The 14,678-nt window shown below is 61.2% G+C and carries 15 protein-coding genes and 1 tRNA gene; 12 read left to right on the forward strand and 4 right to left on the reverse strand.

The window, feature by feature from the left end; all coding sequences use genetic code 11:
- Both VIM61_00065 and VIM61_00070 read left to right on the forward strand, forming a co-directional pair.
- Positions 1-767 (forward strand): 6-phosphofructokinase (locus tag VIM61_00065; GenBank protein ID HEY8898796.1); only part of this gene is annotated, 767 nt, incomplete at its 5' end.
- A 363-nt stretch (positions 768-1,130) separates the two neighbouring features.
- A tRNA-Arg gene (locus VIM61_00070) sits at positions 1,131-1,203 on the forward strand.
- Positions 1,204-1,212: 9 nt separating this feature from the next.
- Here the strand turns inward: VIM61_00070 and fumC are convergent.
- A complete protein-coding gene (gene fumC, locus VIM61_00075; GenBank protein HEY8898797.1) occupies positions 1,213-2,625 on the reverse strand; it encodes a class II fumarate hydratase in 1,413 nt (470 codons plus the stop codon).
- Between the two features lie 344 nt (positions 2,626-2,969).
- Here fumC and VIM61_00080 point away from each other — a divergent pair, with 344 nt between their 5' ends.
- From VIM61_00080 to VIM61_00105, 6 genes are all read left to right on the forward strand, one after another.
- Complete coding sequence (locus VIM61_00080; protein HEY8898798.1) at positions 2,970-3,632, forward strand: prepilin-type N-terminal cleavage/methylation domain-containing protein; 663 nt, start codon at positions 2,970-2,972, stop codon at positions 3,630-3,632.
- A gap of 5 nt (positions 3,633-3,637) precedes the next feature.
- A complete protein-coding gene (locus VIM61_00085) occupies positions 3,638-4,108 on the forward strand; it encodes a hypothetical protein (GenBank protein ID HEY8898799.1) in 471 nt (156 codons plus the stop codon).
- Between the two features lie 15 nt (positions 4,109-4,123).
- A complete protein-coding gene (locus VIM61_00090; GenBank protein HEY8898800.1) occupies positions 4,124-4,999 on the forward strand; it encodes a prepilin-type N-terminal cleavage/methylation domain-containing protein in 876 nt (291 codons plus the stop codon).
- Entirely contained in the window at positions 4,996-8,187 is a 3,192-nt protein-coding gene (locus VIM61_00095) for a pilus assembly PilX N-terminal domain-containing protein (GenBank protein HEY8898801.1), read from the forward strand. The genes VIM61_00090 and VIM61_00095 overlap by 4 nt, the downstream gene beginning before the upstream one ends.
- Before the next feature lies 1 nt (position 8,188).
- Positions 8,189-8,980, forward strand: a complete 792-nt coding sequence (locus VIM61_00100; protein HEY8898802.1) for a hypothetical protein — start codon at positions 8,189-8,191, stop codon at positions 8,978-8,980.
- Positions 8,981-9,300: 320 nt separating this feature from the next.
- On the forward strand, positions 9,301-10,674 hold the full coding sequence (locus VIM61_00105; protein ID HEY8898803.1) for a hypothetical protein: 1,374 nt from the start codon (positions 9,301-9,303) through the stop codon (positions 10,672-10,674).
- Here the strand turns inward: VIM61_00105 and VIM61_00110 are convergent.
- Positions 10,665-10,976 carry a hypothetical protein gene (locus VIM61_00110; GenBank protein ID HEY8898804.1) on the reverse strand — a complete coding sequence of 104 codons (312 nt, stop codon included), beginning with the start codon at positions 10,974-10,976 and terminating at the stop codon, positions 10,665-10,667. The genes VIM61_00105 and VIM61_00110 overlap by 10 nt on opposite strands.
- A gap of 156 nt (positions 10,977-11,132) precedes the next feature.
- On the opposite strand from VIM61_00110, the gene VIM61_00115 reads away from it, so the two are divergent.
- Genes VIM61_00115 through VIM61_00130 form a run of 4 tightly spaced genes read left to right on the forward strand, consistent with a single transcriptional unit; the run spans position 11,133 to position 12,152 of the window.
- Entirely contained in the window at positions 11,133-11,291 is a 159-nt protein-coding gene (locus tag VIM61_00115; protein ID HEY8898805.1) for a hypothetical protein, read from the forward strand.
- Positions 11,292-11,330: 39 nt separating this feature from the next.
- On the forward strand, positions 11,331-11,627 hold the full coding sequence (locus VIM61_00120) for a hypothetical protein (protein ID HEY8898806.1): 297 nt from the start codon (positions 11,331-11,333) through the stop codon (positions 11,625-11,627).
- Positions 11,628-11,670: 43 nt separating this feature from the next.
- Entirely contained in the window at positions 11,671-11,946 is a 276-nt protein-coding gene (locus tag VIM61_00125) for a hypothetical protein (GenBank protein HEY8898807.1), read from the forward strand.
- The gene (locus VIM61_00130; GenBank protein HEY8898808.1) at positions 11,943-12,152 is read left to right on the forward strand and encodes a hypothetical protein; all 210 of its coding nucleotides are present in this window, start codon (positions 11,943-11,945) and stop codon (positions 12,150-12,152) included. The genes VIM61_00125 and VIM61_00130 overlap by 4 nt, the downstream gene beginning before the upstream one ends.
- Here the strand turns inward: VIM61_00130 and hflX are convergent, their stop codons facing one another.
- A complete protein-coding gene (gene hflX, locus VIM61_00135) occupies positions 12,153-13,475 on the reverse strand; it encodes a GTPase HflX (protein HEY8898809.1) in 1,323 nt (440 codons plus the stop codon).
- 125 nt (positions 13,476-13,600) lie between these two features.
- Complete coding sequence (gene dinB / locus VIM61_00140) at positions 13,601-14,674, reverse strand: DNA polymerase IV (GenBank protein ID HEY8898810.1); 1,074 nt, start codon at positions 14,672-14,674, stop codon at positions 13,601-13,603.
- Positions 14,675-14,678 lie beyond the last annotated feature (4 nt).

Genomic DNA, 14,678 nt, shown 5'->3' on the forward strand with positions numbered 1-14,678 from the left:
GCGGGAAGCTCATCGACGACGAAGCCCGCAGGCGTGGCATGAAGCTCGTAGTGGTCGGCGTGCCCAAGACGATCGACAACGACATGATCTACATGGACAAGAGCTTCGGCTACGACACGGCCTGCGCGGCCGCGGTCGAGCCGATCCGCGCCGCTCACACCGAGGCGCGCAGCGCCCGGAACGGCATCGGCCTCGTGAAGCTGATGGGGCGCCATTCGGGCTTCATTGCCAGTTCGGCCGCCATCGCCAGCGGCGAAGCGAATTACGTCCTCATTCCCGAGGTGCCGTTCAAACTCGAGGGCGACAAGGGCTTCCTCGAATCCCTGCGCCAGCGTGTGGTGAATCGCGGCCATGCCGTCGTCGTCGTGGCCGAAGGCGCGGGCCAGGAACACCTCGAAGCCAGCTCCAGCACCGACGCCTCCGGCAACAAGAAGCTCGGCGACATCGGGCCATTCCTCCGCGACCGCATTACGGACTATTTCCGCCAGTGCAAGACCGAGCTCACGCTCAAATACATCGACCCGAGCTACATGATCCGCAGCGTCTCCGCGTCGCCACAGGATCGCATCTATTGCATGCGCCTGGGTCAGGCCGCGGTCCACGCCGGCATGGCGGGCAAGACCGGCCTCATCGTGGCCCGCTGGCATAGCAGCTACGTCCACGTGCCGATCTCCGTGGCCACGTCCGCGCGGCGCGAGGTGGACCCCACCGGCGATCTCTGGCTCTCGGTCCTCGAGACCACGGGCCAGCCCGCCGCGTTCCGCTGATCGCGGACTGGCTCCGACGCGACCGTGAAACCCGGGTCGCGCCACGCCTTCCCCGCCCGATGGGATTCGAGGACGATCTCCACACCCAACCTCGGAACAACCCGCCGCCGAAGCGCACGGCAGGCCGCGGTTGCGCCCGACATTCAGCTCGCCTGCCCTCTGCAGAAGCGCGGGGGGCTCGCACCATTGCGCCAGTTCGTCCCCGCCCCCGAGGTGAATAGCCCAACGGAAACATTGGGCGCCTCACTCCGATCCGGCCGCCAATGCCCTTTCCCAACCCCGCGAACTCTGGCATAGTGCCCTCGATCAGCCGGGCAGGAGCAGAAATCGTCCCCGCCCGGCCCCTTCTCGACCACCCAGTTTGCGCCCGTAGCTCAGGGGATAGAGCAGTGGATTTCTAATCCATTGGTCGCAGGTTCAAATCCTGCCGGGCGCGCTTTCTCGGCTACGGATGCGTCATCGCAACCGGGTCGACCCACGCGTCGAATTGCTCCGGCGTGAGGTAACCCAGCGCCACGGCCGATTCCTTCAGGCTCGAGCGCTCCTTGTGCGCCTTCTTCGCGATCTGCGCGGCCTTGTCGTAGCCGATGTGCGGGTTCAGCGCCGTCACCAGCATCAGCGAGTCGCTGAGGTAATGCGCGATCTGCTCGCGATTCGGCTCGATTCCGCGGGCGCAATGCTCGTCGAAGGACCGGCAGCCGTCGGCCATCAGCCGCACCGAGTTCAGAAAATTGAAGACGATCACCGGCTTGAAGACGTTGAGCTCGAAATTGCCCTGCGAACCGGCAATGCCGATCGTGTTGTCGTTTCCCATCACCTGCACGGCGATCATCGTGATCGCTTCGCACTGCGTGGGGTTCACCTTACCCGGCATGATCGACGAGCCAGGCTCGTTCTCGGGAATGATGAGCTCGCCCAGACCGCAACGCGGGCCCGACGCCAGCCAGCGCACGTCGTTCGCCATCTTCATCAGCGTGCACGCGAGGGACTTCAGCGCGCCGCTGGCGAACACGAACTCGTTATGCGCCGAGAGGGCGGCAAATTTGTTCGGCGCCGCGACGAAAGGCAGGCCGGTGATTTCCGCCATGTAAGCCGCGGCGCGATCCCCAAACTCCGGATGCGAATTCAGGCCGGTGCCCACCGCCGTGCCGCCGATCGCCAGTGCATACAGCCCGGGCAGCGACTGTTCGATGCGGAGCAAATCGTCATTCAGCAATTGCACGTAGCCGGAGAATTCCTGGCCGAGCGTCAGTGGCGTCGCGTCCTGCAGATGCGTGCGCCCGATCTTCACGATGTCGGCGAACTCCTTTGCCTTCGCATCCAGCGTGTCGCGCAGCTGCCGCACCGCCGGCAGGAGCGTGCGCACGACTTCCGTGGCCGCCGCGATGCCCATGGCCGTCGGGAAGGTGTCGTTCGACGACTGCGACATGTTCACGTGGTCGTTCGGATGCACCGGCTTCTTCGAGCCCATCTCGCCGCCGGCGATCTCGATCGCGCGATTCGAGATCACCTCGTTCGCGTTCATGTTGCTCTGCGTGCCGCTGCCCGTCTGCCAGATGCGCAGCGGGAAATGATCGTCCAGCTTGCCGGCGATCACCTCGTCCGCCGCCTGCGCAATCAGGTCGCACTTGTCGGCCGGCAGCTTGCCGAGATCGCGATTCGCCAGCGCGCACGCCTTCTTCAGCACCCCGAGCGCCCGAATGAGCTCCGGCGGCTTCACATCGTTTCCAATGTCGAAATGGATGAGCGAACGAGCGGTCTGGGCACCGTAATAGCGGTCCCGCGGCACGGGAATCTCGCCCATGCTGTCGGATTCAAGGCGATGGGTGGCGGGGTCGAAAGGCAACGGCTCGTTCATGGCTCCCGGTCTACCATGACCTCTCCAAAAATTCCAATCGCCAACCCGCGGCTTCCTATCCCAATTGCGAATGAGTGGCACGGAAGCTGCGACGAGGTCTCATCAGCAGCGCAGTCGGTTCGGAAACTCGAACCAGCCGCGCTGCAAAGATGTTTCTACGTTTGCCTTACCATGTCCGACTCGTCCTTCTCCGCCACGGTCCGTCCCCTCGGCCGGCCGTTCGCCCATGCTGGCGAGATCGAAGGGCTTCCCGCCCCTTTCATCCCATCAACCCCTTGGAAATGACGACTTTGTCACATTTCCCATTTTGCGGGCGCGCCCTCCCTGCGGCGAGGGGTGAAGGGATGCACCGGCTGCCCACCCCTCGTCCCCACCGGCAAGGATTCTCTCTGGTGGAGCTCCTTGCGGTGATGGCCATTCTCGTCATCATGCTGGCCCTGCTCGCCCCGGCGATCAGCACGATTACCGGCAGCACAAGCCGCAACGGCGCGGTGAACATTCTCATGAACACGATGGAGCAGGCCCGCGTCGCCGCCCTCGAAAGCGGCCGCACGGTCTACCTCGTCTTCAATCGCCAGACCTTCCCCGATCCGGACCGCATCATGGTCCTCCGCGAACCCGATCCGGAATCCGGCAAGACGGATTACGAACAGCTCACCAGCTGGATCAAACTGCCAAAAGGCATCCTCCTCCACTCCGCCGGCAAGACCGACATCCTTTCGGAAAGTCTCCCCACCGGCACCAGCGGAACGAACCTCGTTTTCGACCCCGCAAAGTCAAAAGCTTTCTCGGCCGCGAAGGGAGACCTGAACATTCTCGCCTTCAATGCCTACGGCGGCGTCGTCTATCCCAACTCCACGAAGCTCATGCTCATCGTCTGTGAAGGCGTCCGGGACAGCAACGGAGCCGAAGCTCTGATCAGCCCGAACAAGAACGCCGGCGGCTTCGAGATCATCACTCTCCGTCGCTACACCGGAAGAGCCTCCCTCGAGGTAACCACTCTGTAATATCCGTGAAGCGTTCCGTTTTAAGCACCCGAGCCGGCTTTTCCCTCATCGAAATCATCCTCGCACTGGGCATCATCTCCTTCACGCTGGTCGGCATCCTGGGACTTTTCCCCGTCGCGGTGAATGCCGCCGCGGACAGCCAGCATGAAACCCAGGCGGCCCTGATTGCTCGCTCCATGTTCCATGAGCTGGAATCCCATCCCGGAACCCCAAATCGCACAATTACGGTGGGAGGAGACCTCATTGATGGTCGCCCCGTCAAAGTTGATCTCTCGAAAGCCGTCACCCTTACCGACATGGCGGGATTCGATAGCGGAGGAACTTCACTCTCAGATGCAAGCGACACCATGGCCGTTTACACCGTCGATCTAAAGACGGAACCGGTCACTCCGGCTAATGGCCTCACCCGTGTCGACGTGACGGTCAAAACCAAGAGAACTTCGTTTCCCTTCTCCACCTTGCTGCGGCAGGACTGACCCCTCTGCATTTTCATGACTTGTCTGGGCCGAACTCGAAAAATCCGCTGGAGCGACGGTGCGTTCACTCTGCTCGAGCTGCTCGTTTCCATGACCATCCTCAGCTTGCTGATGGTCCTCCTGCTCTCGATGGTAAACGGAGCGACCAAGCTCTGGAAAGCCAACGAAAACCGGGTCGACAGCTATCGAGAAGCGAGAGCCGCGATCAACGTCATCGCCTCGGATCTCTCCAGCCTCTACCCCTCCGCGAATCTCAGTTATTTTGCGACCCAAGCCGATTCAACCCCTAAGACGCCCGTGTCGATCGAGGGGTTGGATGGACGCCTTTTCTTCGTGACCGCCCTTTCCGCCGACGCTCAGGAATCCGGAAAGAACAAAAGCGACCTTTGCACCGTGGGCTACTTTCTCGCCTTCGACAAAACATCGCTCACCGGGCGTGGGGTTTCATCTTACAACCTCTATCGGTATTTTCGGAGCAGCGACGCCACCTTCCCTGCCATCGAGAAAGGCGATTTGCTGTCCGACATCACCATCGAGACCTCTCCCACCAGTTCCACCTCCGAAGTCCTCGCCAAAAACATCACCGGTTTCGAAGTGGTCTCTTACGAGATCCCTCCCGCCACCACTGCAAATCCCAATCCAACCCCGAAGCCATTCGTGAAAACGGCCAACCTGCCAATGCCCGACATGGTTGAGATCACGGTGCAAGCGATCAGCAACGAAGCCGCCAAACGTTTCAGCGACAGCAAATCCGCATGGGAGGACAAGAATTCCATCACCCGTAAACAGGATGAACGCGTTTTCAAAACTCGGATTTACCTGCCTGGTGCTGCCCAGGCGAAAGCCGCCGCGAACGCCTCTCCAACACCCACGCCCACGCCCGAACCATGATTCGTCGCCCTTTCCGAACTACGGGCTCCGCGCTCGTCTCCACGATGCTCGTCATCGCGGTCCTCACCATTATCGTGGTCGCATTCCTCCAGAGCATGACCGTCGAGCAAAAGACCGCCCGGAGTTATCTAAACCGCTATCGCGCCGAGCTTGCCGCGGAGGCAGCCGCTGCCTCGGCGGAGAACAAACTGCGAATCCTGTTTACGAATTATCCGGATTCCTGCACTGCCTGGGCAAAGCTTCCAAGCACCCAAGGAACGGTCTTTTACTACCGAACCCTGAGCGGGAGCGATCAAGGCGCTCTTCCTAAAGACACAGCGATAGACATCAAGGCCCTCATGCTGATCTCGGGAGCGACCGAGGTAAAAGCCGGAAGGACCGATACCGAGTTTACCGAAGCGAACGTTTTTCCCGCTCTAGACGCCGCTGATTCCCCGGGATTCACATCAGAAAACTCCATCGATCTGAATCGTGACAAGTGGATCGGCGGTCCAAGAGATCACGAAAATCAATCCATTCTCGCAAAATGGGTCAACCTTCCGGAAGACTCGTCAAAGCCGCTGGATAACTCGATCGATCCGGCAACCGGTCGCGCAAAAAATGGCATCGTCGCACGATACGCCTATTGGATGGAGGACGAGAGTTTCCGGGTGAATATCAATAAAAGTGGGGACAAGCCCCGGGGGACTTCGACGGAGGGAACGAATCCCTCAGACATTGACCTGCAGGCCGTAATGGAAGCGACCGGGATCGATGACTTCGCCACGGCTCTGGTCGCTAGGCGAGATGCCATGCCGGACAAACGCTTCCTAACGGCGAGTGAGGCAAGCTACGGCAAAACGTCCGGCCCCTCGAGCGACACCTACGAAAAGCTGAAGTTTTACCTCACGGCTGACTCCAGTGCCCTGAACTTCTCAAGAGGAGGAGTGAAGCGCCTCGACTTGAATAAAGTCGTTACAAACTCCCCCTCCCCTTCCGACATTCGGGACGAAATGGATCGCATCATCGCGGCAATCGGAAACCCCTATGCGGTGCCTGCCGACCCGAACCGTTTGTCTCTTTCTGACTTCGGCCAGCGCTTTTACTACCCGATAAACTCGGCAAACAACGGGTATCCCGTGCCCGCAGGAAACAGCGACATTTATCTGCAGAAGCTGGCCGCGAATATTCGTGACTACATCGACAAGGATTCGCAACCAACCATCGTTCAGAATGAGGAGGGCTTTCCAATTCGTCCTCAGAGCAAGGCAACCGCCAGCGACATGATTGGATTCGATCCGGGCGGAAACTCGACCGGCCCGAGCGATACCGCCGCCGTTGGCAAGGAATCCGTTCCCGCCCTCGACGAATACGCCTATCGGGCGAAACTCAACAGCATGACGCCTCCCAAGAAATCGGCAGGCATCACGAGCGCTCAATATGACGTGGAGGAGAGCCACTACTTCGAGTTCATCAACCCTACGAACCAGGACATCTCAATCGAGTCCTTGAAAGGCTCCCTCGACAATGCTTCGCCGTTCCTCCTGATTAGCAACCAGCTGGGCTACGGAAGCGCGGGAGGGGACGACATCCCCGCCGGACGCACGATCGAAATTCCTCTCGATCAGTTTGTCGACGGCAACGGGAATCCTTTGACCAAGTTTCCTGCGGGAAAGGCGGTTGTATTGACCACCGATCCCAATCCCGAGGAAACCAACCTGCCCTACTCCAGCAATGGGGCCAACACATTCTTCCGTCCCAATAGTTCCGCCCAGGAAGCCATCAAAGACAAGCGGCATTTCAAGGGCACCACCCGTGATGCAACCAGCGGTAGCCCCACGATGTTCCGAGTGCTCGCGAAATTTGGCACCGGCGCCGGCCGCGCGGGCAGCGGCGGCTCGGACTATGACACGCATGTCCTGATCGGAAACAGTGACGGCGTCATTGAAAGTTTCACGGCACTTTCCCTTCCCTACGCCAACCAGCTTTCCATCAAATACGACGACAACGCCACGTCACCTCCAGTTCCAGGAACAAAATGGTTCCAAGGGGGATCGCTGAAGGGCAACGTCGGAGGGGATGTCAAGGTAGCCTCGGGCGATCCTCGGAGTCTCAATGAACAACTGTCGATCAGGAGATACGTCTCCGGAGTTACAAACAATATCACCCGTTTCTTGTCGAGTGGCGTGGAAGCCGGCGGCAGGGGGACGTCAACGTTCGGAGCTCTCGCCAACAGCTTCATCAACACCCGACTGTGGCCAGATTTTGCAGCTCAGACTGCCAACGAAATCGACGTTGGATACGCGCGAATTGCAAATTCCGAGCTCGATGGGATCGGGCGCTTGGGAGACATTTACGACCCCAACAGGTCCCCAAGCGAACCAGAGTATGCGCGCGGCGGAGGAAAAACTTTGCGAATTGGGCAATCGGATCGTTACGTCAATCAAGGGAATGTCAGCGGCGTTCCCTATCCTGGAATTTTCGGTATCTGGGATGGCAACGAAAATTCCGTTTCCCGGAATCGAGTAGCGTGGCGTCTTACGGATTTCTTTTCAATCGACGACGCACTGACAACTCCAGGCGTGATCAACATCAACGGAGTTTCTCGGGATGGCGGCGTATCCTTGAAGGCAGCTATCTACCGGCTTGTATTCTCGACCGATGATCCCGCATTAACGGGAAAATCCCTGAACATGGACGCCTTGATTACAGCTATCGCACAGCGGTTTCCATCCGGTATCGATGGTGGAGACAACGAAGGCGCACCCACGGCCGACGACCCGTTTTGGGAACGCGGCGAAATCTCCGAAGTCCCTTACAACAGCAAAACCGGTTCGCCCACCCCCGTTCCGCCGCTCTTCAATACCGGCAACAAGCTGGCCAGCGTCCCAATGGAAACCACTCAGGATCGGTCGCGCGAGGAACTCGTGCGACGCTGCCTCGATCTGTTTACGACGAAGGGCAACGTGTTTCGCGTCTATTGTGTGGGCCAGGCTATCCGTCCAAATCGAGACGGCACTCTTCGCGTTCTTGCCCAGCAAAAACTCAAGTTAACCTTTGCGATCGAACCGGAATTCGACAACCCACTGCCCAGCGACACCTCCTTCGACGGAGTCGCCGAACTGGACGGGAATGGCAACTCGCCCACAAAGCGCTTTCGTCAGCCAGATCGCTTCAAAATTCGAATTCTCTCCGTCAACACCTATTGAAATGATCCGCTCGTTCCTACTTTTCGCCGTTTTTCTTTTGGTCGTCTCCGCAACCTTCGCCCAAGAGGAAACGCCTGCACCGACGGCGGAATCAGATCCCGCAGTCTCGGAGGAGACCAGTTCGACAGGCAGCGCCCACCTCAGAGTCTGGGTGATGGTGCCCCCGGAAGTGATGCCCGCCATTCCGGGGGATCAACCTTCACTCAGGGACAAACTTTCGCTCGTCTATGACGGCCCCGATGGCAAACCCGCCTTTCTTTTGAGCGCTGCCGTGCCGTTCGACACGACCGGCTACATGGAGGTGCCCGGACATCCGACGGAAATCCGTCTCGTCCGCCAGATCGATGGAGATTTGGCAGAAGTCGCTCGATCCAAGGCAAAGTTGAAAACGGGCGCTTATCTGACCGCTGTTATTCAGAAAGAAAACGGGAGATACACCCTTTCGTTCATCGACGACACCCTTCCCCCTCCCCCCCAACCAGCTCCGGGGGAAGCCCCTCCCCCCCCTCAAAAGCGAATCGTTTTTTACGATTTTATCAGCGGTGATTCCACGACCATCAGCTGTAAGGATCCGGTCTTCAGCAAAACGCTCACCTTTGGCACACCTCAGATCCTTGCGGACCTCCCAGAAAAAATTTTTTCCATTTCCATGCCGATCAAATCAGCGAAGCGCACTTATATGGGCACCATCGAGATCGATCTTCAAACCAACGACAGCCTGAGCTTCCTCATCGTAAAAGATTTCTTTGGCCGGACGACCGCCAAGGTTTTTCCGAACTCCAAGCTGGACTAAAAACTTCGAAGTGTGGCCGAATCGCAGAGCCGACGCCTAAGCCGAACCTGCCATCGAACAAGGGCAATTTAAGCGCTTCCCACCTAATTTGTTCGAGGCTCAGATCCTTCTCGACATTTGAATCCGCTCTCTAGCTGATCCACCTCCTTTGAGGATCGCAACAAATGTTCGGGGAAGCGGAAACCGGAAATATAAGAACACGGCGTTGGGATGCGCTACCACTTTCGGCGACAGCGCGGGCGGAGCGGGGGGCGATTCGGTTGCTGTATGCCGCGGCGGTGCTTGCACCGTGGTTCGCGGGGGCGCGGCCGGTTTTCAATGTGGTCTGGTGGGTTTTTCCCGTGTTGCTGACCGGCGCCTTTGTGATGCTCGCGGCCAATCCGGTTTCGTTTCACGGGATCTTGCGGCTTCCGAAATCCGTCCTGATCTCCGTGGCGATCCTTCTGGCGAGCCTCGGATTCTGGGCTCTCATGCCGGAGCCGATTTTTCTCACCCGGTTTGCCGCCGAGCAATGGGCCGCCGTCGAGAAGTGGTCGCCCGGCGCGTTTCTGAACCTTTCTCGCGCCCAGAAGCTCGCGCTTTTTGCGAGCCTGCTTCTGGGATTGCTCGCAGCGGCGCGCCTGGGACGGCGCGAAGATTTTCGGCGAGGACTTTCCCTCGCGATCGGCTGGAGCGCGATCGGCATCGCCCTGTATTCGCAGGCGGAGGATTGGATCGACCTTTTTCCGCCGGATTGGGCCGTCATCAGCGGCGGTGACGAGCGTTTCAACGCCGCTTTTCTGCATTACAGCATCATGGCCACGGCGCTGAACATCGGCTGGCCGCTCCTCCTGTTTCCCATCTGGAAGGTGCGAAACTTCGAGAGTGCCATGCGTGTGCTGGCGCTCGGTGGGCTCGCCACGTTCCTGGCCTTCGTCACGATTCCGTTCGACAGGGCGACGTCCGCCATGGCTATCGCCGTCGGGTTGCTGTTAGCCGGGTGCGGATGGGGACTTTTCGGGCAGGCCGGGTGGGTGCGGCGATGGATGATCCTCACCGGATTAGTCGCGCTCTTGGGGACAATCGCAATCTGGCAAATCGGGAGCGTGCGGAGCGTCGAACGAAATTTTCCGGAACACTGGAACGGCGCGAAAGCCACTTTGGAGGAATCGCTGGAGCGGGATGCAGGGTGGCGCGCCGTCGCCCGCACACGCAACGATCATCTGGTCGCGTCCCCCGCTCCCGTTGCCCAGTCTGCCTGGATCGCCGCAGGGCGGATGATTGCCGATCACCGGCTTTTCGGATCCGGCCCGGACTCCTGGCCAAAGCAACTCGCGGTCTACTCGAACGACCCGCAGGTGAATACTTTCAGCCTCTCCATGCAATACGCCTCGCATAGCGTCCTCCAGACGGCGGCGGAGTGGGGGCTGCTCCCGCTGGGAGCCTGGCTAACGCTCTGGGGCGGCGCGTTTTATGCCCTCACGGCGTGCCCAGGTCGCCGCGGACTCCCCTCACCCGGACTGTTGCTCGCGCTGCTCGGGGTGACGCTTCATTCCCTCGTTCATTTTCCGCTCGAGGTGCCTGCCATCCAAATCTGGACAGCCCTGCTGCTGGGGCTCGCCCTCGCGCCGAGGAACGCAAGAGCCACGCCTCGCCTCCGACTGCCGACGCGGTCCCCCGTGCGCTCCTTCGCTCCCGAGCCAGCTCACTCCTGACTTCCGGGCGCGGTGCCGGAGCCCGCGTCAGGATGTTGGGGATCAGCAGGATTTGCCGGAACTCCCGCATTGGGAGACAGCGGCGGTGTCGGTGAAATTTCCGGCGGAGGGGTCGTGAAGACCCCGTTGGCGGGATCCGTCGGCCCGGTGCGAGGTCCCACATCCTCCGGGGCAGGAATGGGCGCCTCCACGCCGGCGCCGATCTGCGAGCCGGTCTTCGCGGGATTATCCGGGGCAGGAGTCTGCGCGAGAGCGGAGAAAGCCAGCGGCAGGAAGGCAAGGGCGAGAAGCGTCGTTTTCATACCAAAAGTTCGCGAACCGGTTCGCATGCGGCCCCTTATCGCCGATCGAACGAAGGCGCATCTCCGAAGCGCGGGAACTTCTGACGAATCTCTCGGGGTTTGCTCCGATTGTCCGACAACGCCACCCGTTCTATGGAATGGCGCTCTGCATCACCCATGAAAATTTCGTCTCGTATCTCGCCTCCGGCCATCCATCCCGCCAATCCTTCCGAAAGCAACCGCGCCCGCCTGCAACGAATTCTCCGCGAGATGCTCGCCGACAAGTCCCGCGTTCGGCGCGCCGCCAGGACCGCTTCCCAGCAAAAGACGCGCTAACCCGGCCGACCTCTCCCTCACGCCCGATATCTCTTCAGGATGACCAACTCTCCCGAAATCTTTCCCGAATCTGCCGGTGCGTGGCAGAAGAATTGTGAAGCCTGCATCTCGCAAAATCCGTGGGGGGCGATCGGCGTCGCCGCGGCCGCGGGCTTTCTCCTCCGTCCCTCCCTCATCGCCGCTCTGCTGGGCTTACTCTTGCGAATCGTGCGCGTGGCTTTCGGCCCGTTCCTGCTGTTCTTCCTCGTCAAAAAATTGTTCGGCTGGACCTGTGCGACTCGACCGCCGGTGGAAAAGGCCCCCTCGGCAGCCCCGATCCCGCCGGTCGGAATCTAGCCTCCGCGACGCGCGATCTCTTGGCTTCACGCGAATCTTCATCATGAGTGACGGCGTTCTGATGCAGGGGTCCCGGGAAATTCCCTACCGCAACATATCCTTCATCCGGGGCGTGATTGCCGGCGACATCGACGCGGATTCCGCGTTGAAACCCGGCGAAGCCCGGCTCGCCGTGAACGGGCGGGAGTTCCCCGGCAGCCTCATCGAAATCACCGATGGCGAAGCCGTCTTCAGCGCCGCGCCGCTCGAGGAGATCGTCCAGATTCTCGATCCCGATGCGTCGACGGCGAAATTTCCCGCTCCCCTGCGTCCGACATGAATCCTCCAATCCCTCCCCAGCCGCCCGAGAGCAACGAACGCGACAGCTGGCGCCCGGCGGACAAGGCTGCCGATGCCGCCATGGAAAATCCGGCGGAATTCCGGCCGCAGCCCGCGACGGAATCCTCCACCGGCCCCGTGCTCGCGGAAGACGAACTGCCGCTCAAGACGCACGGCGACCCTGCCGTGGACAAGCTCGAAAAATAGTCAGCGCGCCATTTCGGCGTCGACCGGAGCTTCCTCTCCAGTCGACGGCTCGACCAGAAATGCCGTGAACGCCTCCCCAGCCCGACCGGCTATCGTCGCCCGCACGTGCATGCTGCCATCCTCGAGATAGTCGACGCTTTGAACGCTCCCCTCGCGATGAAGCCGCGCCAGCAAATCCGCGCGCTCCATCGGGAGGCGCAACTCCACTTCGCGAGCCCCATTACTGACGAACTCGGAGATTCGCGCCACAAGCTCGTCGAATCCCTGCCCCGTCTGCACCGAGACGAAGACCGCCTCGGGAAAATGGCGACGCAGGCTCATCCGAACGGTCTCGTCGGTCACCTTGTCCATCTTGTTGAAGACGACGAGGCTTTGACCGGCCTCCGCGCCCAGCTCGGCGAGCACCTTGATCGTCGTGTCGTAAAACTCCATCACGCGCGGATGCGAGGCATCGAGCACGTGGATGAGGAAGTCGGCCAGCGCCGCCTCCTCGAGGGTCGCGTGAAAGGCCTCCACCAGCGCGTGCGGGAGTTTTCGAATGAACCCGACCGTGTCGGTGAGGAGGAGCGGCTGTTTGTTCGGCAGCGCGATTTTGCGCGTGGTCGTATCGAGCGTGGCGAACAGCTTGTTTTCCACCAGCACGTCCGCCCCGGTCAGCCGGCGGAGGAGCGACGACTTCCCGACGTTCGTGTAGCCGACGATGGCGGCATTCGGCACGGGGGCGCGCTTGCGGTCCTTCCGCTGGGTCGCTCGCGATCGGCGCACGCCCGCGAGTTCCTTCTTGAGCCGGTCGATCTGCCCACGAATCTTGCGGCGATCCTGCTCGAGCTGGCTTTCGCCCTCGCCCTTCGCGCCAATGCCGCCGCCCTGCTTGCCGAGGTGGCTCCACGCCCGGGTCAGCCGCGGCAGCGAATAATCCATGCGCGCGAGATCCACCTGGATGCGGGCTTCCCGCGTCTGCGCCCGCGCCCCGAAGATGTCGAGAATCACCTCCTGCCGGTCAATCACGAGAACCTTGGAGAGGGACTCCCAGTTCCGCTGCTGCGCCGGCGTCAGGACGTTGTCGAAGATCACCACGTCGCACTGGAGATCGCGCATGCGTTCGCAGATTTCCTCGGCCTTGCCGGATCCGATCAGGTAGCGCGCCTGCGGTTCGCGGTTGTGAACGACCGTCTTTTCCAGGACAGGGATGCCGAGCGTGCGAACGAGTTCCTCGAGCTCATCGAGCAAATCCTCCGCGTCGGCGCGATCCTCCGCACCGCCATACGCGCCGACCAGCAGCGCGCGCTCCACCATTTTTTCCCGTGGCCTGATCTCAAACATGTCCGGCTAACCTATCAGAAACGGAGATTCCCGCCATCTATCGATGCCGCCTCCCGGGGGGACGCCTGCGCTCCGCGCGCCGGTAGCGCCACCCGTTCCCAGCGGGGCTCTCGCGGCCGGCTGACTCAGGCGAACAATTCCAGCTGCTCGCCTTCCGCGTCCGGGGCTGCTTCCGCGAAGCGCACGCCGGTGCCGAGCAGTCGCACGGGGAGGCTTTTCCGGGCGTGGGCCTGGGCGAGCAGGTGCAGAAAGACCTCGGGCGTCGGCACGGTGCAGAGACATTCGCGGGTGGTGCGGGTGAAGTCGGCGTATTTGATCTTCACGAACGCCTTGCGGATGGCGCGATCGGCGGCCTTTTCCCGGAGTTCCGCGAGGAGTTCCTCGGCCAGGCTGGAGAGTTGGTCGCGACAGGCGGCGAGCGTGGGGAGGTTTTCCGAGAACGTGGATTCGTTGCTGAGGGATTTTCGCACGCGATGCGGCTGGACCCGGCGGTCGTCGAGACCGCGGCAGAGACGGTAGAGTTCCTCGCCCCACTTCCCGTGGCGAGCGACCATCTCGACCAGGGGAAGGCCCTGGAGATCCCCGCAAGTGTGGATGCCCTGTGCGGCGAAGCGCTCGGCGCTCTTCGGGCCGATCCCCCAGACCTTGCGAATCGGCAGATCTCGCATGAAGGCCTCGGTCTGCTCGGGCAGGATGGCGAACTGTCCGTCGGGCTTCCGCCAGTCACTCGCGATCTTGGCGAGCATCTTGTTCGCCGCGACGCCGGCCGAGGCGGTGAGCCCGGTTTCGGCGCGAATCTCAGCCCGGATGTTGCGCGCGATGTCCCAGGCAAAGCGGTCGCTGGCGGTGACGTCGAGGTAGGCCTCGTCGAGGGAAAGCGGCTCCACCAGCGGGGTATGGCGCCGGAGAATGGCGCGAATTTTCTGAGATTCCTCGCGGTAGAGGTCGAAGCGCAGCGGGAGGAAGACGAGCTGCGGGCAGCGTTCGCGCGCCATGAACCCGGGCATGGCGGAATGGACCCCGAACTTGCGCGCCTCGTAGTTACATGTCGTCACCACGCCACGCCGGCTGCCGCCACCCACCGCGACCGGCCGCCCCGCCAGCTCCGGCCGCTCCCGCAACTCCACCGCCGCATAGAAGCAATCCATGTCGACATGGATGATCTTGCGCGTGGCGGGATGGACGACGTCCGGCCCCATGGCG

Source organism: Chthoniobacterales bacterium (genome assembly GCA_036569045.1).
GTDB lineage: Bacteria > Verrucomicrobiota > Verrucomicrobiia > Chthoniobacterales > JAATET01 > JAATET01.

What these genes read in the sequence shown, in the direction of transcription:
- fumC (HEY8898797.1), bottom strand. Translation starts at nt 2,625, where the DNA reads ATGAACGAGCCGTTGCCTTTCGACCCCGCCACCCATCGCCTTGAATCC.
- VIM61_00080 (HEY8898798.1), top strand. Translation starts at nt 2,970, where the DNA reads ATGCACCGGCTGCCCACCCCTCGTCCCCACCGGCAAGGATTCTCTCTG.
- VIM61_00090 (HEY8898800.1), top strand. Translation starts at nt 4,124, where the DNA reads ATGACTTGTCTGGGCCGAACTCGAAAAATCCGCTGGAGCGACGGTGCG.
- VIM61_00095 (HEY8898801.1), top strand. Translation starts at nt 4,996, where the DNA reads ATGATTCGTCGCCCTTTCCGAACTACGGGCTCCGCGCTCGTCTCCACG.
- VIM61_00100 (HEY8898802.1), top strand. Translation starts at nt 8,189, where the DNA reads ATGATCCGCTCGTTCCTACTTTTCGCCGTTTTTCTTTTGGTCGTCTCC.
- VIM61_00110 (HEY8898804.1), bottom strand. Translation starts at nt 10,976, where the DNA reads ATGAAAACGACGCTTCTCGCCCTTGCCTTCCTGCCGCTGGCTTTCTCC.
- VIM61_00115 (HEY8898805.1), top strand. Translation starts at nt 11,133, where the DNA reads ATGAAAATTTCGTCTCGTATCTCGCCTCCGGCCATCCATCCCGCCAAT.
- VIM61_00120 (HEY8898806.1), top strand. Translation starts at nt 11,331, where the DNA reads ATGACCAACTCTCCCGAAATCTTTCCCGAATCTGCCGGTGCGTGGCAG.
- VIM61_00125 (HEY8898807.1), top strand. Translation starts at nt 11,671, where the DNA reads ATGAGTGACGGCGTTCTGATGCAGGGGTCCCGGGAAATTCCCTACCGC.
- VIM61_00130 (HEY8898808.1), top strand. Translation starts at nt 11,943, where the DNA reads ATGAATCCTCCAATCCCTCCCCAGCCGCCCGAGAGCAACGAACGCGAC.
- hflX (HEY8898809.1), bottom strand. Translation starts at nt 13,475, where the DNA reads ATGTTTGAGATCAGGCCACGGGAAAAAATGGTGGAGCGCGCGCTGCTG.
- dinB (HEY8898810.1), bottom strand. Translation starts at nt 14,674, where the DNA reads ATGGGGCCGGACGTCGTCCATCCCGCCACGCGCAAGATCATCCATGTC.